General features: G+C 71.0%; 21 protein-coding genes. 3 read left to right on the top strand and 18 right to left on the bottom strand.

The window, feature by feature from the left end; genetic code table 11:
* The 8 genes from PGH47_RS22515 to PGH47_RS22480 all read right to left on the bottom strand — a co-directional run bounded on the left by PGH47_RS22515 (nucleotide 1) and on the right by PGH47_RS22480 (nucleotide 9,046).
* Nucleotides 1–1,290 carry an ATP-grasp domain-containing protein gene (locus PGH47_RS22515; RefSeq protein ID WP_271664940.1) on the bottom strand — a complete coding sequence of 430 codons (1,290 nt, stop codon included), beginning with the start codon at nucleotides 1,288–1,290 and terminating at the stop codon, nucleotides 1–3.
* Between the two features lie 120 nt (nucleotides 1,291–1,410).
* Complete coding sequence (locus PGH47_RS22510) at nucleotides 1,411–2,739, bottom strand: cation:proton antiporter (protein ID WP_271664939.1); 1,329 nt, start codon at nucleotides 2,737–2,739, stop codon at nucleotides 1,411–1,413.
* Nucleotide 2,740: 1 nt separating this feature from the next.
* The gene (locus PGH47_RS22505; protein ID WP_271664938.1) at nucleotides 2,741–4,531 is read right to left on the bottom strand and encodes an ABC transporter substrate-binding protein; all 1,791 of its coding nucleotides are present in this window, start codon (nucleotides 4,529–4,531) and stop codon (nucleotides 2,741–2,743) included.
* Entirely contained in the window at nucleotides 4,531–4,857 is a 327-nt protein-coding gene (locus tag PGH47_RS22500) for a hypothetical protein (RefSeq protein WP_030949736.1), read from the bottom strand. Before PGH47_RS22500 ends, PGH47_RS22505 begins: the two co-directional genes overlap by 1 nt.
* Nucleotides 4,854–5,735, bottom strand: coding sequence for a dimethylargininase (gene ddaH, locus PGH47_RS22495; RefSeq protein WP_333938097.1), 882 nt, complete (start codon nucleotides 5,733–5,735; stop codon nucleotides 4,854–4,856). Before ddaH ends, PGH47_RS22500 begins: the two co-directional genes overlap by 4 nt.
* 52 nt (nucleotides 5,736–5,787) lie before the next feature.
* Nucleotides 5,788–7,068, bottom strand: a complete 1,281-nt coding sequence (locus tag PGH47_RS22490) for an ATP-grasp domain-containing protein (RefSeq protein WP_271664937.1) — start codon at nucleotides 7,066–7,068, stop codon at nucleotides 5,788–5,790.
* A complete protein-coding gene (locus tag PGH47_RS22485) occupies nucleotides 7,065–8,681 on the bottom strand; it encodes a class I tRNA ligase family protein (protein WP_271664936.1) in 1,617 nt (538 codons plus the stop codon). Before PGH47_RS22485 ends, PGH47_RS22490 begins: the two co-directional genes overlap by 4 nt.
* Entirely contained in the window at nucleotides 8,678–9,046 is a 369-nt protein-coding gene (locus PGH47_RS22480; protein ID WP_271664935.1) for a cupin domain-containing protein, read from the bottom strand. The genes PGH47_RS22485 and PGH47_RS22480 overlap by 4 nt, the downstream gene beginning before the upstream one ends.
* Before the next feature lie 121 nt (nucleotides 9,047–9,167).
* Here PGH47_RS22480 and PGH47_RS43275 point away from each other — a divergent pair, with 121 nt between their 5' ends.
* Together PGH47_RS43275 and PGH47_RS22475 are read left to right on the top strand one after the other, a co-directional pair.
* The gene (locus tag PGH47_RS43275) at nucleotides 9,168–9,329 is read left to right on the top strand and encodes a toxin-antitoxin system HicB family antitoxin (protein WP_443048515.1); all 162 of its coding nucleotides are present in this window, start codon (nucleotides 9,168–9,170) and stop codon (nucleotides 9,327–9,329) included.
* Nucleotides 9,326–10,528: an RNA-guided endonuclease InsQ/TnpB family protein gene (locus PGH47_RS22475; protein ID WP_271664934.1), complete on the top strand. Its 1,203-nt coding sequence runs from the start codon at nucleotides 9,326–9,328 to the stop codon at nucleotides 10,526–10,528. The genes PGH47_RS43275 and PGH47_RS22475 overlap by 4 nt, the downstream gene beginning before the upstream one ends.
* Nucleotides 10,529–10,623: 95 nt before the next feature.
* On the opposite strand, the gene PGH47_RS22470 is transcribed toward PGH47_RS22475, so the two are convergent.
* From PGH47_RS22470 to PGH47_RS22435, 8 genes are all read right to left on the bottom strand, one after another.
* Nucleotides 10,624–11,919, bottom strand: a complete 1,296-nt coding sequence (locus PGH47_RS22470) for a lysine N(6)-hydroxylase/L-ornithine N(5)-oxygenase family protein (RefSeq protein WP_271664933.1) — start codon at nucleotides 11,917–11,919, stop codon at nucleotides 10,624–10,626.
* 19 nt (nucleotides 11,920–11,938) lie between these two features.
* Nucleotides 11,939–12,175, bottom strand: coding sequence for an acyl carrier protein (locus tag PGH47_RS22465; RefSeq protein ID WP_271664932.1), 237 nt, complete (start codon nucleotides 12,173–12,175; stop codon nucleotides 11,939–11,941).
* Nucleotides 12,168–14,042: an HAD-IIIC family phosphatase gene (locus PGH47_RS22460; protein WP_271664931.1), complete on the bottom strand. Its 1,875-nt coding sequence runs from the start codon at nucleotides 14,040–14,042 to the stop codon at nucleotides 12,168–12,170. Before PGH47_RS22460 ends, PGH47_RS22465 begins: the two co-directional genes overlap by 8 nt.
* Nucleotides 14,043–14,070: 28 nt before the next feature.
* Nucleotides 14,071–15,099: a 3-oxoacyl-ACP synthase III family protein gene (locus PGH47_RS22455; RefSeq protein WP_271664930.1), complete on the bottom strand. Its 1,029-nt coding sequence runs from the start codon at nucleotides 15,097–15,099 to the stop codon at nucleotides 14,071–14,073.
* Nucleotides 15,100–15,316: 217 nt separating this feature from the next.
* On the bottom strand, nucleotides 15,317–16,342 hold the full coding sequence (locus PGH47_RS22450; RefSeq protein WP_271664929.1) for an NAD(P)/FAD-dependent oxidoreductase: 1,026 nt from the start codon (nucleotides 16,340–16,342) through the stop codon (nucleotides 15,317–15,319).
* 4 nt (nucleotides 16,343–16,346) lie between these two features.
* Nucleotides 16,347–18,839 (bottom strand): aminopeptidase N, encoded by a 2,493-nt coding sequence (pepN, locus tag PGH47_RS22445; RefSeq protein WP_271664928.1) that lies wholly within the window; start codon nucleotides 18,837–18,839, stop codon nucleotides 16,347–16,349.
* Nucleotides 18,840–18,969: 130 nt separating this feature from the next.
* Nucleotides 18,970–19,827, bottom strand: a complete 858-nt coding sequence (locus PGH47_RS22440) for a transcriptional regulator (protein ID WP_271664927.1) — start codon at nucleotides 19,825–19,827, stop codon at nucleotides 18,970–18,972.
* A gap of 636 nt (nucleotides 19,828–20,463) precedes the next feature.
* Entirely contained in the window at nucleotides 20,464–21,414 is a 951-nt protein-coding gene (locus PGH47_RS22435; RefSeq protein WP_271664926.1) for a LysR family transcriptional regulator, read from the bottom strand.
* Between the two features lie 100 nt (nucleotides 21,415–21,514).
* Between PGH47_RS22435 and PGH47_RS22430 the strand changes: the two genes are divergently transcribed.
* Nucleotides 21,515–22,714 carry a cysteine desulfurase-like protein gene (locus tag PGH47_RS22430; RefSeq protein ID WP_271664925.1) on the top strand — a complete coding sequence of 400 codons (1,200 nt, stop codon included), beginning with the start codon at nucleotides 21,515–21,517 and terminating at the stop codon, nucleotides 22,712–22,714.
* On the opposite strand, the gene PGH47_RS22425 is transcribed toward PGH47_RS22430, so the two are convergent.
* Nucleotides 22,711–23,442 (bottom strand): hypothetical protein, encoded by a 732-nt coding sequence (locus PGH47_RS22425; RefSeq protein WP_271664924.1) that lies wholly within the window; start codon nucleotides 23,440–23,442, stop codon nucleotides 22,711–22,713. The genes PGH47_RS22430 and PGH47_RS22425 overlap by 4 nt on opposite strands.
* Nucleotides 23,432–23,947 (bottom strand): SigE family RNA polymerase sigma factor, encoded by a 516-nt coding sequence (locus PGH47_RS22420; protein WP_271664923.1) that lies wholly within the window; start codon nucleotides 23,945–23,947, stop codon nucleotides 23,432–23,434. The genes PGH47_RS22425 and PGH47_RS22420 overlap by 11 nt, the downstream gene beginning before the upstream one ends.
* Nucleotides 23,948–23,970 lie beyond the last annotated feature (23 nt).

Below are 23,970 nucleotides of genomic sequence, written 5' to 3'. Positions count from 1 at the left end.
TCACTCTTCTCTCGCATGGGTGGCGTCCTGACCGCTGCGCACGTGCAGTGCCGCCTCGGCGGCGTCCAGTGCCGCGCCGCACTCCTCGACGGCGCCGCCGGTGGCGATGGCGAAGGCGATCCGCCCCCAGACCGTGCCCTTGGGCGGCGGGGACACGACGGCACCGGCCCTGGCCACCGGCACCAGTTGTTCGAGCGCGGCGGGCAGACCCGCCTCGTGGAACGAGACGGACTCGATACGGGTGTCGTCGTGCTCGACGTAGAAGAAGCGGATGCCCGCGACCCGCCGGTGGGCCGGGGTGGTGCCGGGCGTGATGCCGCAGGCGACGCGCGCCGCGGCGAGCCCCGGGTCGATGCCCGTGGCCAGCATGCCCAGGTAGGGGATCATGTCGCCGCCGAGCCTGCCGTTGACCTCGATCAGCCGCGGGCCGGCGGCGGTCAGCATGAACTCGCTGTGCGTCCAGCCGTCCCGGAAGCCCAGCGCGGTGTGGGTGTCCTGGAGGGCGTCCAGCAGCGGCGGGTCGGTGAGCAACGGGTCGTCCGCGTCGACGAAGTGGCCGATCTCCTCCGCGTACGGCGGATAGCCCACGACCTTGCGGCCGATGAACAGCGGTACCACCTTGCCGTCCTGGACGACCGCGTCGACGCTGATCTCCTCGCCGGTCACCAACTCCTCGACGAGGACCGGCTGATCGGTGCTGTAGAGCAGCGGCTCCGGGTCGGGGCCCTTCATCCCGGCGGTGAAGGGGAACCTCTCCGCGAGTTCGCCGGCGTCATCGACGCGTACGACGCCGAGGCTGGCGCCGAGGCCGCGCGGCTTGAGGATCGCGGGGTAGCCGACGCGGTCGGCGGCGGCCAGCGCCTCGTCGAGCGTCTTGACCGCGACGGAGCGGGGCTGGGCGACGCCGGCCTCGTCCAGGGCGGCCCTGGTCTGGCCCTTGTCGCGCAGCCGCCAGATCACGTCCGGTTCGCCGTTGCGCAGGCCGAGGGCCTCGGCGACGTAGGCGGCGGCGTGGATGCGTCCCTCGTCCCAGCACAGGACACCGGCGACGGGCGTCGCGGCGTGCAGTTCCCGGGCCGCGCGGGCCATCGCCGGGCCGTCCAGGGTGCTGGGCAGGACCGTCCAGCCGGAGATGTACTCCTTCTCCCAGGTGGGTTCGTCCACATGGAAGAGATGGATGTCGAACTCGCCGCGAATGGAGCGCAGCAGATACTCGCGGTACGTCCGCATGCCCGTGGCCACCACGAGCAGCAGCGGCCGCTCTCCCGTCGCCTTCTGCACTTCTCTCATGTCACCTTGCCTTTCGAGGAGTTGAGGGTGGCCGAGCGCGCACAGGTGGACGGGTCGGCCTCACGTTAGTGCCGGTTCACCGGGGGAAATCCGGAGCGGCGGAAATTCAGTGCGTATGCGTCAGGAATTCGACTCCGGCGCGGGGCCACCGGCCATGACGCGCTCGCGGACCCGTTCCTCGCGGGTGACGGGCATGCGCCCCACGGACATGCGCAGCAGGGGCGCGGCCATCACGGAGGTCACGATCGCGACCAGGACGATGATCGTGTACATCTCGGTGGTCAGGATCCCGAGCCGCAGGCCGACCATCGCGATGATCACCTCGATCACCCCGCGGGAGTTCATCCCGGCGCCGAGCGCGAGCGCCTCCCAGTGGCCGAGCCGGCCGGCCCTGGCCCCCGCGTACGCCCCGGCGAACTTGCCGACGATCGCGACCGTCAGCACCAGCACGGCGGAGAGGGCGACCTCGGGGCGGGCCATGGCGGTCAGGTCGATCCGCAGCCCGGCGGTCGCGAAGAACAGCGGGGCGAGGACGGTGACGGCCATGATCCGCAGCGGGGCGAGCCGCTCCCGGTCCAGTTCCCCGGACGAGCCGATCAGGACACCGACGATGAAGGCACCGATGATCGCCTCCATGCGCAGCGCGTGGCTTGCCACGGCCCCCAGGACGATCAGCACGGTGCACACGGCGGGCACCGACTCGCCGTTGCCGGCCCGGGCGGCCCACCGCAGCAGACGGCGGACCAGCGGCCGGCCCACGAACCAGGCGCAGGCGAGCATCGCGATCAGGTTCACCACGGACCAGGCGACGTCCGGGCCGTGCACGCCGGTGGTGGCCATCGCGGAGACGACGGACAGCAGCAGCCAGCCCGCGATGTCGTCCACCACGGACGCGCCGACGATGAGCTGCCCGATGTTGCGGTGCAGCAGCCCCATGTCGAGCAGGGTCTTGGCGATGACCGGCAGCGCGCTGACGCACAGCGCGACACCGGCGAACAGGGCGAAGACGGTGCGGTCGACGCCGTCGACGAGCAGGGCGGCCGGGATCGCCAGGGCGACGGCGACCCCGCCGGCGAACGGCACCACGAGGCCGCCGGTACTGACCAGGACGGCGGCCCTGCCCTTGCGGCGGACGAGCCCGAGGTCGATGTTCATGCCGGTGATGCCCACCAGCAGCAGCACCCCGAGCTGGCCCGCCGCGTCGAGCAGGTGGATGGACTCCGGCTGCTGGGGCAGCAGCCAGGCCGAGAAGGCGGGGGCCAGCGGGGTGAGCAGTGACGGCCCCAGCACCACGCCCGCGCAGAGTTCGCCGACGATGGAGGGCAGCCCGAGCCGCTGTGCGAGCCGGCCCAGGAGTACGGCGGTGCCGAGCAGGACCGCCACCTGGAGCAGGAACATCAGCAGCGCATGGGAGCCCAGGGGCGCCACGGGAGTCGCGGACAGATTCACGTCACGCGTCCTCGCGGTAGTACCAGTTCTCGGGGTTGATCATCCCGAACGGGTTCACGGGCCCGAATCCGCCGAGGTTGTTGGCGACTTCGAAGAGCCGGATGGGGAAGTTCGGCGTGAAGATGACCGGCACCTGCTCGGCGATGAAGTCCTGGTAGGTGTAGAGCGCCTCCAGGTCGTCGGAGGTGACGGACGCCTCGATGAGCCGGTCGGCCCGCGGGTCGCTGTAGTGCCCGAAGTTGCCGCCGGCGCCGGTCTGGAACAGGATCTCGCCGCTCGGGTAGTGGTAGGCCCAGCCGCCGTTCCAGCAGGTCATCTCCCACAGGCAGTCCGGTCCCGCGGCGCAGGGCGCGTCCTCGGCGACGAGCACCGAGCCGTACACCTCCTCCATCCGCAGCTCGATTCCGGCGGCCGCGGCGTCCTTGCGGTACTTCTCCATCAGCCGGGTCAGCGCCGGGCGCCCCTCCACGTAGCGCAGCGAGAAGCTCAGCTTGGTGCCGGCGGGTATGCCCTCGCCGGCCTGGCCGGGCCCGGTGCCGGGGTTCACGCAGACGGCCGGAGTGGTGGTGGTGTCCCAGCCGTTGGCCGCGAGCAGCTCACGGGCCCGGTCGACGTCGAAGGGCAGCGGCCAGGCCCCGTCGCGCTGGCGCGGGGAGACGAGGTCGGTCGCCGGGACCATCGGCACGGGGCCGTTCTGCCGGTAGGCGTAGCCCTGGTAGATGTCGCGTACGGCGGAGTCCTGGTCGAGGGTGCTCTGGAGGGCCTGCCGGAAGTAGGTCTGCCGGAAGATCTTCGCGGCCACCGTGGGGTTGTTGTAGTTGAGGCAGAAGTAGCGGATGCAGAAGGCGACCTGCGGCACCAGCGTGTAGGTGTCCGCCAGCGGGTTGGGTCCGCCCACGGTGGGGTCGGTGGCCGGCTCCGAGGCGAAGCTCAGCGGCAGGTAGCCGACCTGGATGCCGCCCTCGGCGTGCGGGCCGGCCTTGAGCATCTCGTACTCTTCGTCGTCCGAGAACGTCGGCACCTGGCGGAACTCGTCCAGGTAGGGCTTGTTGGGCCCGGAGTAGTGCTCGTTGGGGACGAAGGTGACCAGGCCCTGAAGCGTGTAGCTCTTCAGCCGCCACGGTCCGCTGACCACGCTCCACACGGGGCTGTCGGCCCATCGGGTGCGGTGCGCGTTGCCCTCGTCGATGATGTCGCCCTGCTCCGCCATCAGGTAGTCGTAGACGGCGGGTACGTCGGCGACGCCGCCGGATGCGTTCGCGGGCCCCTCCGCGGTGCGGTCCCAGGCCCTGGGCAGCGGGGTGATGGTGCTGAGCTGGTTCATCAGCACCCACTTCTTCGAGTAGGCCTTGTCGAAGGTGAAGTAGACGGTGTCCTCGGCGAGTTTGCCGTAGGAGGTCAGGTTGTCCGGGAAGTAGCCGGGGACGTACTCGCCGTACCGGTCGCCCTTGACCTTCATCAGGTTGACCCAGAACAGGACGTTGTCCGCGCACAGCGTCTCGCCGTTGGACCACTTCCACGGCTTGACCTTCACGGTGACGGTCAAGCCGTCCTCGCTCCACCGCGGGGGCTCGCCGATGCTCTGGTCGTAGTCCACGTCCGGGGTGCCCTGGCTGCCGAAGTAGTACAGCGGCCGGTACATCAGCATCTGGAACTCGTAGATGTTCCGGGTCCCCATCCGCTCGGCGGGCGTGAAGGGGAAGATCACCGCGGGCGGGAACCCGGGCGCGCACGCCCAGGTCACCGTGCCACCCTTCCTGGGGGTGGGCGACGGGGCCGTCGACGACGACATCACTTGACCTCCTTCAGATACGAGACGCCCTTCGCGGCGTGGGCGCCGAAGCGCTCCCACTCCTCGCGCAGATCGATGCCGCCGTCCTCGCGGAGCTCGGGGGTGCTGCGGCAGTGGCCGGACACGACCTCGCCGTCGTCCAGGACCATGGAGTAGGCGAAGTCCAGCGAGCCGTCGGGGGCGCACACCCCGGTCAGCGAGCCGCGCCGGGCCCTGCCGCCGGAGAAGGTGCCCCACAGCAGGTCGCCCTCCTGCCGGTAGAGGGCCGTGCGGCCTTGGGCGTCCGCCTCGGCGGGGCGGAACCTGCGTCCGTCGTAATTGATCACGTGCCGGCCTCCGGCTCCGTGTCGCGGATCTCGAGGGTGCAGCACTTGGAGCTGCCGCCGGACTTGAGCAGCTCGGACAGGTCCACGCCGATCGGCACGAAGCCGCGCGCCCACAGCGCGTCGATGAGGTGGGTGGCCTGCTCGGGCAGCAGCACGTGCCGGCCGTCCGAGACGGCGTTCAGGCCGAACACCGCCGCGTCGTCCTCGGTCGCCTCGATCGCGTCCGGGTACAGCTCGCGCAGGGTCGCCCGGCTCTCGGCGGTGAAGGCCGCCGGGTAGTACATGATCTCCTCGTGGTCGAGGACGGCCAGCGCGGTGTCGAGGTGGTAGAAGCGCGGGTCGACGAGGTCCAGGGTCACCACCGGCAGGCCGAGGAAGTGCTCCGCCTCGGCGTGCGAGCGCCGGTCGGTGCGGAAGCCGGTGCCGGCGAGGATCCGGTCGCCGGTGACGAGGTAGTCGCCCTCGCCCTCGTTGACGTGGAAGGCGTCGTGGACGTCGTAACCGCGCGCACGGAACCAGTCGGCGTAGGCCGGGCCCTCGGCGGCGCGCTGTTCGTGGCGGAACCGGGCGGCCAGCACACGGCCGTCGACGACGGTGGCGCCGTTGGCCGCGAAGACCATGTCGGGCAGTCCCGCGACCGGTTCGATCAGCTCGACCTCGTGGCCGAGGCCCAGGTAGAGGCTGCGCAGCCGCTCCCACTGGGCGACGGCCAGCGCGGCGTCGGTGGGCTTCTCCGGCTCCATCCAGGGGTTGATGGAGTAGACGACGTCGAAGTGGACCGGCGAGCACATCAGATAGCGCCGGGGCCGCACCGTCCGGACCGGGCGGCCGCCCGGGGCCGCGGTGTTCCGGCGTGCGGACGAGGTGTCTTGCTGCACTGTCGATTCTCCTTGCGCGGAAAGGGGGCGGGAGGGGTCGGGCGGTGCGAGGTCAGGAGGCCGTGGCGGCGTCGGTGAGCGCCGGCGTCTGCTGCCGGAACGTCACCTCGATCCGGGAGGCGAAGTCGTTCATCGTGCGGAACGCGTCCTCCTGGGAGGTGCCGGTCGTCCCCAGGAAGCCGAGGATCGTGTTGCCGTCCGGAGGCCGGCGGATGACGTCGCCCGGCCGGGCCGTGATCTTGAGCAGGAAGACCTTGTCGGACTCGGCGACCTCCGCCGGCACGTCGACCTTCTCGACCACGCCCGCCTCGCTGATCAGGCACATCGCGGTGATGTGGACGCCGGTCGGCGTGAAGTGCCGTACATCGGGGCGCACTCCGAGCCCGATGTCCACCACCGCCTTGATCGGGTCGTGGTCGGCGGTCTTGCGGGCGATGAGGTCGAGGCCGCCGCCGCCGACCCGGGCGGCGATCTCCAGCAGGTGCGGCTCGCCGTCGTGGAACCTGACCTCGGCGTGCATGACGCTGCGCCGCAGTCCCTGGGCGTGGGCACCGGCGCGCACCGCCCGGTGCACCTTCTCGATGTCCTCGGGGCCGAGCGAGGTCGGCGCGTGGTGGACGTCGTCGTCGAAGGTGCCGCCCTCGGCGGTGATGCGGTCCACGATCGAGCCGAGGTAGACCTCGTCGTCCCAGACGACGGCCTCCATCAGGAACTCTCGGCCGTCCAGGAAGGACTCGACCAGCAGTCCGTTCGGGCCGAGGTCCACGCCCTCGGCCTCGGAGTTGACCCAGAACAGGTCACGGATGCCCTCGGCGGCCTGGGCGTGCCGCAGCGCCATCTCCTCGGGGCCGTCGACCCGGAAGACGAAGTGACTGCCGGCGCCCAGGGTCGGCTTCAGGATGACCGGGTAGCCGAAGTCGGCCGCCGCCCCGAGCGCTTCGTCCAGGCTCTCCACCAGCCGGTACGAGGGGATCGGGGCGCCCGCCCGCTCGTAGGCCTGGCGCATCAGGTACTTGTTCCTGCTGCACACGGCGGCCGGCACCCCGATGCCCGGCAGGCCCAGCGCCTCGGCGACCGCGGCAACGGTGATGACGGAGGACTCGGAGAAGGTGATCACCCCGTCGAAACGTTCCTCCGCATGCCATGCGCGGGCCCGGTCGACGATGTCGTCGATCTTCCGGGAGCCCGCCGTGCGATAGCGGTCCGCCCGCCAGAAGTCGTCCGTGCCCTCCCCGTTGAGCACGTAGAGGTCGACGCCCAGGTCCTCCACCTGCCCGTAGCGGCCGTGGTAGTAGTTCAGGTACTGCACCGTCTCCAGCGTGAGCAGCTTCATGCCGCCACCTCCGTGCGTGCGGCGCCGGCCCGGGCGGCCCGCGGCAGCCGGGGCAGGGCGAACGGGGTGATCTTCTCGGGCTGTTCGGCGTCCAGCGCCAGGTCCACGCCCGCGGCCGTCGCCTCGGCGGCGGCGTCGATGAGCAGCGGGGCGGCGCAGGCCAGCAGCGCCCGCACCTGCAGCAGCAGGTCCCCGGTGCCGAGCGCGTCGTCCCGCTCGCGCGGCTCCCGGGCCGCAGCCGCCAGCCGGTCGAGGGCCGCGACGACGTTCTCGGCGCTCCGGCCCAGGTTGAAGCCGTCCAGCTCATAGGTGAGCCGGAACCGCTCGATGATCCCGGCCGCCCGGTCCCGGCCCGTGGCGGTGGTCGGCAGCGGGCTCCCCGCACCGGCCGGAGCGAGCGCGTGCAGCGCCTCGGCCAGCCGGTTCCACGGCCCGATCAGCCGTCGCTCGGTCACCTCGGTGAGGGCGGCGGTGCTGAAGTCGGTGCGCTGGAACTCCGGTGCGGTCAGCGCCAGATAGAAGCGCACGAGGTCCCTCGGCACCTCCGCCAGCAGGTCCGCGGACCAGATCAGGTGGTTGCGGCTGGTGGAGAACTTCTCGCCCTCCAGGTCGTAGAACTCGTTGCTGATGTTGGCCTCGGGCAGCACATAGCGGTCGCCGTGCGCCATGAGCAGCACGAGGTCGAGCAGACCCCAGTGGTAGACGTTGTCGAACCCGTGGAAGTACACGAGCTCCGTCCCGCTGCCGGCCCGCCAGAGGTCGTCGACGGCCTCGGTGCGCTCGCCGCGCCGGTCCGCGGACCACCAGGTGCTGTACATGACGGCCGGCATGGCCTCCACCCACGGGTAGAGGATCTGCCCCGGTGTCTCGGGGAAGGGCGCCGCGATGCCCCAGTCGCCGGGCACCGTCACCGGTATCTCCGGCAGCGGCCGGGCCAGCAACTCGCGTACCAGTTGGGCGGCGTGCGGCCGCCAGCGTCCGAGGCGCTCGGCGAAGTAGGAGGTCAGCCGCTCGCGGTACTCCTCCATGGGCAGCACCAGGATGGTGACCTCGCGGGTGGTCACCGGCGAGTCCGGCTCCAGCACCGAGCGCGCGCCGAGCAGCTCGTCGGCGTTGTTGGGGTGCCCGCAGCCCTCGCAGACGCCTCCCGCGCTGCCGGTCAGGCAGACCGGGCAGCTGCCGGTCATCAGGCCGTCGTACAGATACCGGCCGGACTCCTGCGCGTACGGCAGCCGTACGGTCCGCTCGCGCAGCCGGTCCGTCTCGTGCAGGCGGGTGAAGAACTCCAGGACCGTGGCGCGGTAGCGGTCGTCGATGGGCGGCAGCCCTTCCATCGACAGGCCCATCGCGGAGATGCTCCGTTCGATCTTCGCGGTGGACTCGGCGCACAACTGCTCGGCGGACACGCCGAGTCGGCGGGCCGTGGTGGTGACGTAGGTCTGGCTGTCGTCGGTGCAGGTCGTGTAGATCACGTCCCGGCCGTCGGCCGCCAGGTAGCGGCTGTAGACGTCGCCCGCGAGATACGGGCCGGCCATGTGACCGATGTGCAGGTCCCCGTTGGGGGTGGGGGTCGCCGCGACGACGACGGCGCGGCGCCGGCTGCGCCCGCTCATGCCGTCTCCTCCCGGTGTCGGACGGAGAACTTCTCCGCCAGCTCGGCGTCCCACCAGACCGCGTACATCTGGAAGTCGGCGTCGGAGTCGTTGACGACCTGGTGGCGGGTGCCGGGGCGGAAGTGGACGACGTCACCGGCGATGAACGGCACCTTCTTCCCCTCGCTGAGGATCGCCGCCTCCCCGGTCATCGCGATCCAGACCTCGTACTCGTGGTGGCTGTGCGGGCCGGAGGCCGCGCCCGGGGGCACGACGCACCAGGAGCCCTCGAAGGGCGCGTTCAGGGCCGGCCAGGGGAACAGGCGCTGCGCGCGCAGTCCGTTGTCCGGTGCGAGGTTGTCCCGGTCGAGCTCTCGGATTTCCATCAGATCTCCTAGCAAGGGGACCACCGGCTTTAGCCGGTGGGGAAATTGCTTCTCAGCGCCGCTCTGACCTTGACGGTGTGCACGGGGCTGCAGCGCATCACAAAGTGGTAGCATCTTGGTTGTGGCGAGAGGTGATCGCCGGGAGTCGCTGAACCTACGCGTCTCACCGGACTTGAAGCGGCAGATCGAGGCATACGCCGATCGCGTAGGCATCTCGATCAACGCCGCCGCCTGCGTGCTGCTCGCTGAAGGACTCCGCGCCGAGCGGAGGCGTGAGCGGTGATCCGCGCGTACAAGTTCCTCCTGCGCCCCACGGCCAGTCAGACGGCCGGGCTGGGCGAGATGCTGCGGGACCACTGCTCGCTGTACAGCGCCGCCCTCCAGGAGCGCCGGGACGCCTGGCGGCACACCTCGAAGACCACCGTCCGTTATGGTGACCAGTCCGCGCAGCTCAAGGAGATCCGCGCGTTCGACCCCGAGCGCCAGGGCCGCTGGTCGTTCTCCTCCCAGCAGGCCACCCTGCGCCGCCTCGACAAGGCATTCGCCGCGTTCTTCCGCCGGGTCAAGGCCGGTCTCACGCCGGGCTACCCCAGGTTCAAGGGCGTCGGGCACTTCGACACCGTGACCTTCCCGAAGGACGGCGACGGCTGCCGCTGGGACTCCACCCCCCACGACACCGTCACCCGTGTCCGCCTCCAGGGCATCGGGCACATCCGCGTGCACCAGCACCGCGCCGTCCAGGGGCGCGTCAAGACGATCACGGTCAAGCGCGAAGGAAACCGCTGGTACGTCGTCCTCTCCTGCGACGAGATCCCCGCCGAGCCGCTTCCGCTCACCGGCGCGGTGGTCGGCATCGACATGGGCGTCACCCGCTTTCTGACCACCTCCGACGGCGAACACGTCGCCAACCCGCGCTTCCTCCAAGAGATGACCGACGAACTCGCCGAAGCACAGCGGCACCTCGCGACGTTCCCCAAGCGGACGCGGCAGCGCACCAAACACCACCGGGCCGCCGCGCGGAAGGTCGCCAAGCTGCACGCCAAGATCCGGCGGCAGCGCCTGGACCACGCGCACAAGAGCGCGCTCACCCTCGTGCGCGACCACGACGTCATTGCGCACGAGCGTCTGAACACGGCGGGCATGACCCGCGCACCCAAGCCCGCCCCCGCAGGCGACGGCGCGTTCCTCCCGAACGGGGCCGCCGCCAAGGCCGGGCTCAACCGCAGCATCCTCGACGCGGGTTGGGGGTTGTTCCTCGCGATCCTCGCCAACAAGGCTGAAAGCGCCGGTCGGACCGTTATCGCCGTGGATCCCCGCAACACCTCCCGCACGTGCCCGTCCTGCGGGCACATCGCGAAGGAGAACCGTGTCACCCAAGCGAAGTTCCAGTGCACGGCGTGCGGGTTCGCGGCGAACGCGGACCACGTCGGCGCGACGAACGTCCTGAACAGGGCCGGGCTGGCCCTCTGCGACGTGGCCTAGCCACCGCCGCAGGAAGCCCGCGCGTTTACGCGTGGGTGGAGTCACGTGTGTCTCCTCTGCCGCTGGGTGCGCTGACGGGTTCGGCGGGGCCCCGGTCACAGGGCCTTGGCGAGCAGGGCCTCGTCGGACGCGGCGCCGCGGCGGGCCAGCAGGTCGGTCACGATGTCCTGGGAGCGACTGGCGAGCACGCTGAGCAGGGAGTCGGCGATGCCGTGGGTGGCTTCGTTGACGCCCTGGAGGTAGCAGTTGGCGGTGTACGAACCGGGCAGCCGCATGCGGTAGTTGCGGTCGACGGTCGCCTCGCCGGCGCCGGTCGTGACGGCCAGCTCGCGCACCATGGCGGGCATGTCCCGTACGAAGCCGGTGCCGAGCAGCACGACGTCGCAGCGCAGTTCGGTGCGCTCGCCGGACTTGCGGTCGACGGTGTCGAGGACGACCTCGTCGCCGTCCATGCGGGCGCCCGCCAGGTCGGTCAGGGTGAGCATGCGCAGCCGCTCGGTGCCCTGGAGGCGCTCCTGGTACATCTCGCGGTAGAGCGTCTCCAGCATGTTCGGGGCGAGCCCGGCGTAGTTGGTGACGTGCATCTCGCGGAGGACCTGGCGGCGGGTCTCGGCGCGGGTGGCGTAGAAGTCGTCGATGAAGGACGGGTAGAACAGCTCGTTGGTGAACTTGCTGGTCTGGTAGGCGTTCAGGCCGATCGAGCGCATCAGCATCGTGCACTGCGCCTCGGGGAACCGCTGGTAGGCGGCCCACAGCAGCTCGGCGGCGCTCTGCGCGCCCCCGATCACCACGATCCGGCGCACCTCACCCGGGTCGAGTGCCTCGATACGGTGCGAGTACCGGGTGCTGTGGATGACGCGGCGCTCGGGGAGCGCGGTGAGCTCGGCGGGTACGAACGCGTCCCGGCCCGCGCCGATCACCAGGTTGCGGCTGGAGATCACGGCGCCGTCGGCGGTGCGCGCCAGCCAGTGGTCGACCTCGCCGCCCCGGGACGGGCCGGGCTCGATCGACACACAGCGCCGCCCGTACTCGACCTGCACCTCGCGCAGCGAGGAGGCCACCCACTGGAGGTACCCGGAGATCTCCGAGCGGTACGGCGTGAACGTGCCGAGGTTGATGAACTCGTCGAGCCTGCCGATGGAGTGGAGGTAGTTGACGAAGGAGAACTCACTGCGCGGATTGCGCAGCGTCACCAGGTCCTTGAGGAACGAGACCTGGCTCTGGGTCCACGGCAGCAGCATGCCGCGCTGCCACACGGTGTCGTCGTGCTGCTCGATGATCAGTGTGCCCGCCGCGAGCTCCTTGGGGGCGAGCTCCTCCAGCGCTATGCCGAGCGCGAGGTTGGCCGGCCCTGCGCCGATGGCGAGGACTTCGACTTCCTGGTGCCGCAATTGGTCCCTCCCTGAATTCTTAGAATTTCTCGACCAGCGCGACCATGTCGGTCACGGTGTAGGCGGCGTGAAAGGACCGCAGGTCCAGATCGACGGAGAACTCTTTCTCCAGGCGCACCAGGGCTTCCATCGAATTCATGCTGTCCCAGCCGAGTGCGGCCAGTGCCTGGTCAGCGGGGATGTCCGCGGGGTCGGCGCCCAGTACGTCGGCGATGATCTCCCTCACCGACTCCTCGATCGAGCCCGTTTCACTCATGCGGGGATCCATTCCTTTCGTTCAGTGCGATCCATTCCGGTGCGATTTCCTTCGCGGTGGCCGCGTCGAGGGTGAAGACCTGTGTCTCCGTCTCCTGCGGGGATGCGGCCGGGGTGAATCCGGCGCCGGTCCAGAAGTACGCGGCGACGCCGTTGCGGTCCGAGGGCCGGTAGTGCCCCTCGACGCTGCGGGCACCGGCCCGCGCGGCCAGGTCGGCGAGCCGGCCGACGGCCGCCCGCTCCACGCCGCGGCTGAGCACCCGGCAGCTCAGGACGAGGTTGAGGACCCGCCACACGTCGGGGGTGCGCTCGACCCACAGGGCGCCGACGATGCCCTCGTCGCCGAAGCGGTCGGCGACCGACACCGACAGCACCAGCTGCCCGGCGTCCTCGCTCATCCGCCGGGTGGCCGCCTCGTCGTAGCGGATCCCGGTGAGGTTGAACTGGTTGGTGCGGGCGGCGAGCTGGGCGATCCGGCCGACGGTGTACTCGGTCGCGGGCGTCACCTCGACCTTGAGGTCCAGCGCCCGCAGGAAGTCCTCCGAGGAGTCGAACCCGGAGGAGAAGTCGCCGCGCAGCGCACGGTTGCGGTACAGCTCGGGGCGCTTGCGGTCGGTGTCGGTGAGCGCCATGACGTCGAACCAGCCGTGCCGCAGCAGTGAGTCCACCAGGTGGGCGGGGTCACCGGCCGCGGAGACCACGGCGACCTCGGGCAGTTCGTCACCGACCTGGGCACGCTCGAAGTCGGAGTCGTCCATGAAGACGAACGACTCGGTCGACAGGGACAGCGCCTCGGCGGCCCGGCGCAGATTGCCCGCCTTCGCCGACCAGTCGACCATCCGCGCGGAGAACGCCTCGGGCCGCAGCAGCACGTCCGGGTGCTCGGCGAGGACCTTCTCCACCTGGTCCCGGTCGTTCTTGCTGGCCAGGACCAGCACGACGCCCTGCTCGCGCAGCCCGGCCACCGTGCGCTGGAGTTCGGAGTAGCAGTTGCCCGGGTACAGGCCGCCCACCTGGACGCCCTGGGGCCCGGCCTCGCCGAGGACGCCGCCCCACAGGGTGTTGTCCAGGTCGAGGGCGAGGACCTTGCGGGACAGCCCCGCGCGGGCCTGGGCGACCCGGCGCACGAGCCGGGCCAGCAGCAGCAACGCGTCGTCGCTGTAGGGCAGATCGCCGTACCGGTGCAGCCGTACGTCGCACGCCTGGACCGGTGCCTCGGCCAGCTCGCCGACGAGGTCCACGGCGACCACCTGGTCGTGTTCCTCGGCGAGGGCGAGGAGGCCCGCGTTCAGCCGGTACCAGGAGCGGGCGACCTGGGCTCGGGCCCGCACACTGATGATCCCGTTGCGGACCTGGGCGGGCAGCGGGACGGTGTGCACGACGACGGTGGCGGCCGTGTGCTTCAGGGCGCCGGTCAGCAGTCCGCGCAGTTCCTCCAGCCGGGCGTCCACGTACTTCGCCAGCACGTCCGGCTCGGCGGCGCCGAGGTCGCCCGGCAGAAAGTACCCGGCGTCCAGCAGCACGGCGACCAGTCCGGGGTCGCCGTCGCGGGTGAACGACCCGGTGGCCAGCGCCATGCCGAAGGTGCCGTAGTCCGCGCTGCGCAGGGCGGGCAGCAGTCCGGCACCGACCAACTGGGCGCGCAGCAGGGGCTCGAACGGGCCGACGGTGCAGGTGGCCAGGACGGCCACGTCGACCTCGCGGGGCCGTTCCCCGTCCACGGCCAGGTCCTTCAGGATCCGGCCGGCCTGCCGGGCCAGGGCCGGGTCACCGCTCTCCAGCAGTGCCCTGCGGGTGCGGTGGCCCGGCATGCGTCGTTCCCGTACGGCCGCGCGCAGCGCCGCCGCCGGGTTCTCGCTCTCGCTCACGGTGCGATGCCTTCCTGTGGGACGCGGGTCAGGCTCGGACGAGGGAGCAGTACCAGCGCATCCCGATGGAGATCCCGGTCAGCGCGACCAGGTCGCCGGGGGCGACGACGCCCTGCTCGATCAGCTCGCCGAGCGCGGTGAGCTGGTCGGCGGAGCCCATGTGGCCGTGGGCCTTCGCGATCTCGGTGTTGGTGCGCTCCAGCGGCACGCCGAGCGGCTCGGCGATGTCGGCGATGCCGTCCGGGTCGTTGATGTAGATGACGTGCCGCACCTCGTCGCGGCCGACCCCGGCCCGCTTGCAGGCCCCGTCGATGACGTCGAGGGTGCGGGTGATGGCCGCCTGCCCGAACTCGCGCAGCCGCGCGGGGTCCTTGCGGAAGTGCTCCTGCACGCGCACATGACCGGCCGGCGCCGTGCTGCTCGACCAGCCCTGAGGGGGCACGGGTGCCACCGCGCCGCCGTAGTCGGTGCGGAACCAGTCGCACAGGTCCGGGATCGTGAACTGCTCGGTGGCGAGCCAGGCGTTGCGCTCGTGACCGCGGCGCAGGACCGCGGCGACGGCGCCGTCGCTGTGCACCGCGTTGTTGACCGTCATGCGGTTGCGGTGGAACTCGCTGACCCTGTTCACCGCGACGAACAGCACGGTGCTGATCTCCGGCTGTACGGCGAGGACCCCGGCGACGATGCCCAGTCCGGTGACGCCCGAGGCACAGCCCTCGTTCAGCAGCAGGGTCTGCCGGCTCTCCATCTTCAGGGCCCGGCCCAGCGCCGCCGACCCGTCCCAGTGCGGGTACTCGGGGTGCTCGGAGGTGGCCAGCACCAGCAGGTCGATGTCGTCGACGGTCATCGAGGTGCGGGACAGGGCGTCACGCGCGGCCTGTGCCGCGAGGTCGGTCGTGGTGATGTCGTCGGGAGCCCGGTGAAAGGTGTGGTAACCCCACCGCACAATGCGTTCCGGGTCGGGGACATAAGTTCCCGCTACTTCTTCGACATTCTGGTCCGCCCCGAAGGAGTAACCGAAACCAGTAATTCCGAAGCCATGCGGAAGCTGCGCCATTGATATCTCTCTCTCGCTGCGATTCCTGCGGCCGCGTGAAATCTTCGCGGGTCCGGATGGCCGAATCAACAGCGCTCGGGGCGGGCGGAGTTGAACGGAAAACCTAAGTTGAACGCGCGTAGATCAGGGAAGTTGAACAAGCGCAAAAAAAGAGTGCGGGCCGGGAGATCTCCCGGCCCGCACTCATTGCGGACTGCCTCGATATCGCGTACGGAAGTCAGGCCAACAGCGCCGCCGCGGCCTTCCTGCTGGCGGCGACAACGGTCTTTGCCGCGCCACCGCTGCCCCCGGTGAATGTGTGCAGACCCGGCCCGAGAGAACGCAGTTCCAGCCCCGCGGGGTCGTGATAGCAGTCGCAGGAGGAGACGGTGCGCCCCACGGCGACCCGCACACCGAACACCCGCTGCGCGCTCTCGGCGACCCGCCGCGCCAGCGCCTCGTCCGGGGCCGTCGCGTCCGGGTCGACTCCCCACCGGTCGGAGGGCAGCCCGAGCAGGAAGCCACCGTCCTCGTGGGGCCTGCCGTACAGGCCGGAGTTCTCGTCGACGAACGGCCCGAGCCCCTCCAGCGGCGCCTCGCAAAGGCTGTACTGGATGTGCTTGGTGCGCAGCCCCGCCACCGGCAGCCGGCTGCGGGCCAGCAGTTTCGGCGTCCAGGCGCCCGCGGCGACGACCACGCGGTCGTAGCGCAGGGTACGGCCGTCCGCGGTACGCACCGCCGGGTCCCGTGTCACCTCGCCGACCGGCGCCTCGTGGACGGTGACGCCCGCCCCGGCCGCCGCCCGCAGCGCCGCCGTGCGCAGCCGGTGCGGGGAGATGTGCCCGGCGTGCCGCTCCACCACGGCGACCGAGCCGGCGGGCAGGGTGCGGAAGGGGAACGCGCCGATCACCCCGTCCCGGCCGACGACTTCGGCCGAGCCCGGCAGGTAGGCGTCCACGACCTCGGCCGGCTCCCGCGCGTCGGCGCCCGCGGGCAGGACGTACAGGGCTCCGGTCTCCCGGTACCCGGACCACTCGCGCAGGACGTCGCTGCCCCTGATCTCGGCGAGGCTCTCGGCGGCCGGGCCGGTCGCCGCCACGGTGGGCTCGAACCCCCGCACCAGCCCGCCGGAGACCCTGGAGGCGTCCGCCCGCCCCCCGGTGCCGTCGGTGAACAGGTCCACCGCCGCGCCGCCCGGAGCCCGCACCGTCCGCCAGGCGAGCAGGGCGCCCGCGACCCCGCCGCCGACGATCGCGACCCTCACGTCGTCACCCTTCATCCGCCCGTGCCGCCCGCGCCGCGATCACCCGCCGCAGATCGTGGGTGTGGTCCGCGGCCCGGCGGCGCAGCGTCACCGGGAGCCCGTCGAGCGCGAGCATCCGCTGCGCCGATTCGAGCGTGCGGGGGGTGGCGGCGTAGCGCGGGTAGAGGAAGCGCAGCAGCAGATCCAGCACCAGATCGCCGCGGCTCCGGGCGGCGGCGGGCATGTCCCGGAAGAACCGCTCGACGTACGGCTCCGTCAGCGCGCTCTGCTCGGGCTGCCAGAACCCCTCGGCCAGGGACCACAGTTCGTAGTTGGACAGGTCCGTGCCGCGCATGATCGCGTGCCACGCCGCCTCCTTGGCGGACGCCTCGGGCAGCGCCGCCCGGCACTTCGCGGCGAACTGCTCGGCGACGGCGCCCGGTCCGGCCTCCAGGGCCGCGGCGATGTCGGCCGTGTCCATCCCGCCCAGCACGGCGAGCCGGTAGCGGATGCGCCAGCTCATGTCCGTGTCGAGCTCCAGCCCCGGGGGCAGTCCGTCGCCGGCCAGCCAGCCGGACAGCTCCATGGTGTCCGCGGTGAAGTCGACCAGCCCCCGGAAGAGGGTGATCAGCCGCTCGTCGTCGGCGTCGGTGCGGGCGAGCCGTTCGCGCAGGGCGGTGGCGACCCGGGCCGTCGCGGCGGGCCGCTGGTGCGGGGCGAGGAAGCGGTCGGCGACGTCGTGCCGGGCCTGTTCCAGGACCTCGGCCAGGATCGACAGCTCGGTCTCCTGCCGGACCATGCCGCTCACCAGGGCCAGATGGGCGGAGGCCGGGTACGTCCCGTCCTGGACGCCCAGCAGCAGCGCGCACCACACCATCGCCCGGTTCAGCGGGGACAGCCCGGGCAGCGTGTCCGGCAGCGCGGCCCGCGAGACGGGGTCGAAGCCGATCTTGGCGTAGGTCAGGTCGCCGTCGTTGAGGAGGAGGAACACCGGCGCCCGGCGGCCCACGAGTTCCGGCAGTTCGGTGCGCGCGCCGTCGATCCGGACCCGGACGGTGGTGCTGTCGTCGGCGTAGTAGAGGCCCACGTCCATGGTGTGCGGGCGCAGGACCGGGTGGCTGTCGGGGGCGCCCTGGAGGACGGCTGCGGCGGTGATGTGGCCGTCGGCGACGGTGAGTTCGGGGGTGAGGGTGTTCACGTTGGGGGTGTGCAGCCACTTCTCGGCCCAGTCGGTCAGGTCGGTGCCGGCCGCCTCGCCCATCGCGGCGAGGAAGTCCGCGAAGGTCGCGGTGGAGTAGGCGTGCCGGTCGAAGTAGGTCCGCAGTCCGGCGGTCAGGGCGTCGTCGCCGATGTGCGCGGCGAGCTGGCGCAGCGCCGAGTGGCCCTTGAAGTACGAGATCCGGTCCAGCTCCAGCTGCACCGTGCGCACGTCGGGGCCCTCGATGCTGACCGGGTGGGTGGAGGGCCGCTGGTCGGGCAGATAGGCCTGGCCCTTGCGGCGTGCGGCGAACGTCGTGGGCGGCCCGGGGAAGCGGGTGACCTCGCTGGTGACGCGGTGCGCCATGTAGTCGGCGAGGGACTGGCCCAGCCACAGGTCGTTCCACCAGGCGTTGGTCACCAGTCCGGCGAGCCACAGCAGGGAGATCCCGTGCGCGAGGACGACGGCCCTGGTCTCGCGCTCGCTGTCGGCGGCGGCCGAGCTGAACAGGTACTGCTCGCGCAGCAGCACGCAGCCGGGGTGGTCCAGCGACAGGACGCTGAACTCGGGCACGAAGACCTGGTCGAGCTTGGCGAAGGGGTGCCCCACGCCGAACAGCGCGGTGTACGCGTCCAGGCACTGGGCGGTGATCTCGAAGACCTCGTCGACGTCGGTCTTCAGCGAGTCGGCGAGCGAGGCCCGGCAGTGCAGCCCGAGCGGTATGCCGTTGTGCTCGGTCCGGAAGGAGGCGTACGGCCCGGCGACGAGGGCGGTGAGATAGGTGGCCAGCGCCGGTGACTCGGTGAGGCGCCAGCGGCCCGGACCGGTCCGGGCGGCCTCGCTGTTGCCCAGCACCTGCCAGGTCTCGGGGACCGTCAGCTCGAACTCGTACGGGGCCTTCAGGTCGGGCTGGTCGAAACAGGCGAAGACGCGGGGCGCGTTGTCGACGTAGACGAAGGAATACACATAGGTCTCGCCGTCGGCCGGATCGACATAGCGGTGGAGCCCTTCGCACTCATTCGAGTAGCTCATGTCGGCCACCACGACGAGTTCGTTCTCGGCGTCGAGTCCGGTCAGCGGAAACCTGCCGTCCGACAATTTTGCGGCATCCAGTTCCCGGCCGTTGAGCGTGATGGACCGAAGCGACTTCGGCTCGATGTCCAAGAAGGTTTCCGACCCGGGCTCCCGGGCGTCGAAGCGGATTTTCGTCGTCGAGCGGAAAGTGTCCGATCCGGAAGTCAGATCGAGGTCGACACAATAGGCGCGGACCAGAAGCAGAGAACCGCGTTCCCGTGCTTCCTCGCGGGTCAGACTTGGCATACGACCTTCCTTTCGCGAGAGGCGAAAGAATCGTCGTACGACCCGGTTCGAGCGTCAAGGAGAGCATAAGAATGCCGGTGGCCGGGAACCTATTCGGGTCCCGGCCACCGGCATTCCCCGGGGGCGCGCATCACGCCTCTCTTCGTTGGCCTTCCAGCTCTCTCGCTATATTCAGCCAGATTTCCCCGCAGGATCGAGCCACGGCCGCGATCTCATTGACCCAGTGCGGGGGCACCCCCTCGACGCCGGCCACCACGTCCCGCGTGCCGATCGTGTGCGTGTCGTACCAGCGGAAGAGGGTCCTGCCCGATTCCGAGTACCGCAGCAGGGGGTCCTGGAGCAGCTTGGCGCGCAGCACCGGCCAGTCGGCGGGCACGAAGACGGGCGGCCGCTGGCGGACGGCGGACTGCTGCTCACCGACCGTTCGGTCGGCAGGTGGCTCGAGTGTGCCCTCGTCCTCGGACACGGCATCCTGCCCGGCCAGGCGCAGCTTCGGCGGGAGCGGATCGGCACCGCGCTGGATCCGCTGGCGGACATCGCGTGCGGTGGCCACCGAAACACCGGCCTGACGTGCCACTTCACGCAGCGGCATCTCCGGATAGGCCGCGACCACCTCGCTGGCGCGCAGCCGGCCCTGGCTGTAGTTGACCGGCCGGTACCTGCCGTCCCGGCCCAAACGCACGTTCAACTGCGTCTGGTTCGCAGTTGAACGCTCCATGATCGTCCTGCGCAGCGCGGCCACGGTTCTCGCGGCGAGTCCGGTCACCGCGGCGACGGCCCGGTCGGACCAGTGGGGCTGCGCGGCGAGCACCCGGCGCGCCGCCGCCTCGCGGTCGGCCCGGGAAAGCGGCAGGCCGTGCGTGACGTTCTCCTGCACCGCGATGAGGAACATCAGCTCCTCGGGACCCTCGAAGAACCGGACATCAATGGTCTCCTGGCCCTTCATCAACGCCGCCATGAGGCGATGTGATCCATCGATCACCCGCATCGAGGGACGGTGCACAATTATCGGCGGCAGCGAGTGTTCGACATCCGCAAGAGTCTGGGCATGCGAATGATCCTCCCCTTCCAGACGGGGAGAGTCACCGGGTCGGATCGATTTCGTCGGGACGGATTCGACCGGACTCAATTCAACCGATAAACCGTGCCGCGACTCGGACTGCCGACCGGGAATCTCATCACCATCCGCTTGACCCTCTTCATCAACAAGAGCCTCCCCCGTGTAATCCACTGCAGAATCCTCTCCCGAGAAATCGCCAACGCTCCCACCTGCGCTGTTCCTTGGAATACGGATCTCACTCGCCGTGCCACTTCTCTTTTGCCGTGAAGCAGAGCAACAAGAATGCCGCCGGACTGCCGTGAAGGCTACTCCAGGGTCTGCGTGCTGTCACCTGCGATGCTGCATGACAGAACGATCGGGAATGTTTTCTTCGAGGGGCGACGCGAGCAACGTCATGTGATAGGCGTCGCTTGAGTCAACGCGAGCGTTCGCGGGTGCAGCAGTACCGTCCGGATCCCACGGACCCCGGACGAGCGTGGTTTTTCTCGGCGGGCCTGACAATCGATCCCGAAATGTGGAGCGAGCCCCACCGGATGAACTTTGCACTAGCGAGTGGCGGCGCCGTCAGTGCCGCGACCGCAGGTCCCGCACGGCCGCCCGCAGGAGTGTGACCAGCTCGTCGACGACCGGCGGACGCCCGCCCGGTCTGCCGACGGCGAGGATCTCGCGGTACAGCGGAGCGACGCCGGGCGGCAGGACCACCCGCTCGACCCCGGCGTCCTGTCCCCGGCCGAGCAGCGTGGCAGGGATCAGGCCCACCGCGAGACCGGCCCGGATCATCGCGAGCATGCTGTGCAGGTCGTCGGTCTCCAGCGTCACCCGGGGCGCGATCCCGAGCTCTCCGGCCCAGCGCAGCAGCAACCGCCGGTCGGGGTTGTGGACATGGCCCGAGACCCACTCCCCCTCCAGGCACTCGGCGAGCTCCACCGGACGCCGCCGGCCGGGCTCGGCACCGGCGACCAGGAGCAGCGGTTCGCGGCCCAGGGCGGTGACGGTCAGCGCGGTGGACGGGGCCGGCGGGTCCTCGGGCAGATAGCGGTAGGCGACGAGCAGATCGATGTCCCCCGACCTGACCCGCGGCACGCCCTCGTCGGTCTCCACGACGACGAGCCGGATCCGGGGCCCCGGCCGGCGGTCCCTGAGCGTGGCCAGGATCGGCGGGAGCAGATACGTCATCGCGCTCGGGTAGATCCCGACGCGCAGTTCGGCGATCTCACGGCTCGCGATGCCGTGGGCGGCGTCCTGGAAGCGGGCGGTCGCGTCGAAGAGCGTCTCGGCCGCCCGCGCCAGGGAGCGGCCGGCCGCGGTGAGGATCAGCCGGCTGCCGGGGCGGCGGACGATCAGCTCGACGCCCATGTCGCGTTCGAGCGCGGCGATGTGCTGGGACACCGCCGAGGGCACATAGCCCAGTTCCGCCGCGGCGTCCGCCATCGAGCCCCGGCGCACCACGGCCAGGAAGGTCGCGAGGAGCTTCAGATCCGGCTGGGGCTTCACGGGAAGGACTTCACGGGACATGAACTTTCTCTTCGGAATCCATCGCTTTACGTGCAGCGAGGTCGCCGCCAGAGTAAAGGCACCCGACGCCCGGAACACCGCCCGACAGAAAGCCGAGACCATGGCCATCGACGTCACCGCCCTGCGGGCCCACTTCCCCTCCCTGGACAGCGGCCTCGCCTTCTTCGACGGTCCGGGCGGCACGCAGACCCCCCGGCCCGTCGCCGACGCCATCGCCGCGACGCTCACCGGGCCCCTGTCCAACCGGGGCACCGTCAGCCCGTCCGAGCTCAACGCCGAGCACGCCGTCGCCGGGTTCCGCGCCGCCTGCGCCGACCTGCTGAACGTGCCGTCGGACGGCGTCGTCCACGGGCGCAGCGCCACCCAGCTGACGTACGACTTCGCCCGTCACCTGGCCAAGGACTGGAGGGCGGGCGACGAGATCGTGCTGAGCCGGCTCGACCACGACGCCAACGTCCGCCCCTGGGTGCAGGCCGCCGAACGCGCCGGGGCGACGGTCCGCTGGATCGAGATCGACCCGGCGACGACCGAGCTGGACCTCGACTCCTACGAGCGGGCGCTGACGCCGAGGACCCGGCTGGTCGCGGTCACGGCGGCCTCCAACGTGCTGGGCACCAAGCCGCCCGTGCGCCTGATCGCCGACCGCGCCCACGAGGCCGGCGCGCTCGTGTATGTGGACGGCGTCCACTATGCCGCGCATCACCTGGTGGACGTTCCCGCGCTCGGCGCCGACTTCTTCGTCTGCTCGCCGTACAAGTTCCTCGGACCGCACTGCGGGGTGCTGGCGGCGGCACCCGAACTCCTCGCCGGGGTGCGCCCGGACAAGCTGCTGCCCTCGCCGGACACCGTGCCGGAGCGGTTCGAGTTCGGCACCCTGCCGTACGAGGTCCTCGCGGGCACCACCGCCGCCGTGGACTTCCTCGCCGCGATGGACCCGGGTACCGGGACCGGGCGCAGGGAGCGGCTGACGCATTCGCTGGGCGCCCTGCACGAGCACGAGCGGACTCTGCGGGCGCGGCTCCAGAAGGGCCTGGCGGCCCTGGGCGACGCGGTCACCCTGCACTCGAAGGCGCCCGACCGCACCCCGACCCTGCTGATGACCCTGGAGGGCCGCGACGCGCGCGAGGCCCAGGTGCATCTCGCCGGGCGCGGTGTGGTGGCACCGGCGGGGTCGTTCTACGCGTACGAGCCGTTCACCGCGCTGAAGCTGGTCAATCCCGCGCTGCGCGTGGGCCTCGCCCCCTACAACACCGAGGACGACGTGGACCGCTTCCTCGACGGTCTGGGCGCCTTCCTCTAACCGCCCGGGGACCGGACCGCTCCCGACGTGGCGTCCGGGGCAGTGACCGAGGGCGTGCCGGCCGGCGAGTCGAAGGTCGTCACCGCGAGGGCGTCGCCGACTCGGGTCCGGGCGTAGAACCACTCGGCGTCCTCGGTCCCCAGACCGATCCAGTCGCTGCGGGGCTCGAAGTCGCCCACGGCCAGCGACTTGGTGAAGGCGCCGATGTAGAAAGGCCGGTCCTCGGTGTCCCGGAGCTCGACCACGTAGGGCACGTTCACCTTGACCGGGCGCTTGGTGCGCACCTCGAAGGGCAGGTCGCGCGAGGCGTGCCTGGCGACGACCGTCAGCGGCCCGGAGAACCCGGTCCTGTCGGCGTACTTCGACACCACCGGCAGGTCCTGGCCGTCGACGGTGAGGGTGAACCGGAGCAGGTCGAGCGTGCCGGCGGCGGGCGTCGGGGTCACCGTGGGCGTCGGTGTCGCCGTGGACGGCGGGGTGGAGCCGGAGTGCGACGCCGCGGGCGGGATGCGGTTCGCGGGCGTGTCGTCCGGCCCGCCGCCGAGGTCCAGATCGACGGCGAAGCCCACGACGGCCAGGGCCACGGCCCCCGCGCCGAGGCCGACGGCCGTACGGCGACGGCGTCTGCGGCGCATCGCGCGAGCCCGGATCCCGGCGCCGTCGACGACCGGCGCGGTCGCCTGTGTGGCAGCCAACTCGCGCAGTGCGGCGGAGAGTTCATCGGACACGGCCGCTCTCCTTCCGGACCGGCCCGTCGGCCTCGTCCCCCGCAAGACGCTTCGCCAGTTCCGCTCGCCCCCGCGACAGTCTCGCCTTGACCGTCCCCACGGGGGCACCGGTCTCGGAGGCTACCTGTTCGACACTCAGGTCGCACAAATGGTGCAGGACGATCGCCATCCGCTGTGCCTCCGGCAGTTCGCGCAGCGCGGCGACGAGCGCGGTGTACTCGGGCCCCGGCCCCGGGGTGGAATCCGGTGGCGGAGTGCGCCGCACCAGCTCCAGCCAGCGCCTCGCCCGCCGCCAGCGGCTCACCGCAAGGCGCATGGCCACCGTGCGGATCCATGCCTCGGGGGCGCTGTCCGCCAGGAACTGCCGGCGCCGGTCCCAGGCCCGGACGAACGCCTCCTGCACGACGTCCTGCGCCTCGCCGTGGTCCCCGGTGAAGGCGTACAGCTGGCCGGTCAGCCGGGGGAACGCGGCGGCGTAGAACGCGTCGAACTCCTCGTCGGTCATGCCCCCACCGGATTCGCCGGTCT

The organism is Streptomyces sp. HUAS 31 (assembly GCF_028198125.1).
Classification (GTDB): Bacteria; Actinomycetota; Actinomycetes; order Streptomycetales; family Streptomycetaceae; genus Streptomyces; species Streptomyces chartreusis.
This window is presented reverse-complemented; position numbering and strand designations above follow the sequence as displayed.

Coding starts and splice junctions, on each gene's coding strand:
- PGH47_RS22465 (WP_271664932.1), bottom strand. CDS start 12,175: ATGAGTGAAACGGGCTCGATCGAGGAGTCGGTGAGGGAGATCATCGCC.
- PGH47_RS22435 (WP_271664926.1), bottom strand. CDS start 21,414: ATGTCCCGTGAAGTCCTTCCCGTGAAGCCCCAGCCGGATCTGAAGCTC.
- PGH47_RS22440 (WP_271664927.1), bottom strand. CDS start 19,827: ATGCGGGTGATCGATGGATCACATCGCCTCATGGCGGCGTTGATGAAG.
- PGH47_RS22505 (WP_271664938.1), bottom strand. CDS start 4,531: ATGTCGTCGTCGACGGCCCCGTCGCCCACCCCCAGGAAGGGTGGCACG.
- PGH47_RS22420 (WP_271664923.1), bottom strand. CDS start 23,947: ATGACCGACGAGGAGTTCGACGCGTTCTACGCCGCCGCGTTCCCCCGG.
- PGH47_RS22485 (WP_271664936.1), bottom strand. CDS start 8,681: ATGAGCGGGCGCAGCCGGCGCCGCGCCGTCGTCGTCGCGGCGACCCCC.
- pepN (WP_271664928.1), bottom strand. CDS start 18,839: ATGCCAAGTCTGACCCGCGAGGAAGCACGGGAACGCGGTTCTCTGCTT.
- PGH47_RS22490 (WP_271664937.1), bottom strand. CDS start 7,068: ATGAAGCTGCTCACGCTGGAGACGGTGCAGTACCTGAACTACTACCAC.
- PGH47_RS22455 (WP_271664930.1), bottom strand. CDS start 15,099: ATGGCGCAGCTTCCGCATGGCTTCGGAATTACTGGTTTCGGTTACTCC.
- PGH47_RS22515 (WP_271664940.1), bottom strand. CDS start 1,290: ATGAGAGAAGTGCAGAAGGCGACGGGAGAGCGGCCGCTGCTGCTCGTG.
- PGH47_RS22430 (WP_271664925.1), top strand. CDS start 21,515: ATGGCCATCGACGTCACCGCCCTGCGGGCCCACTTCCCCTCCCTGGAC.
- PGH47_RS22480 (WP_271664935.1), bottom strand. CDS start 9,046: ATGGAAATCCGAGAGCTCGACCGGGACAACCTCGCACCGGACAACGGA.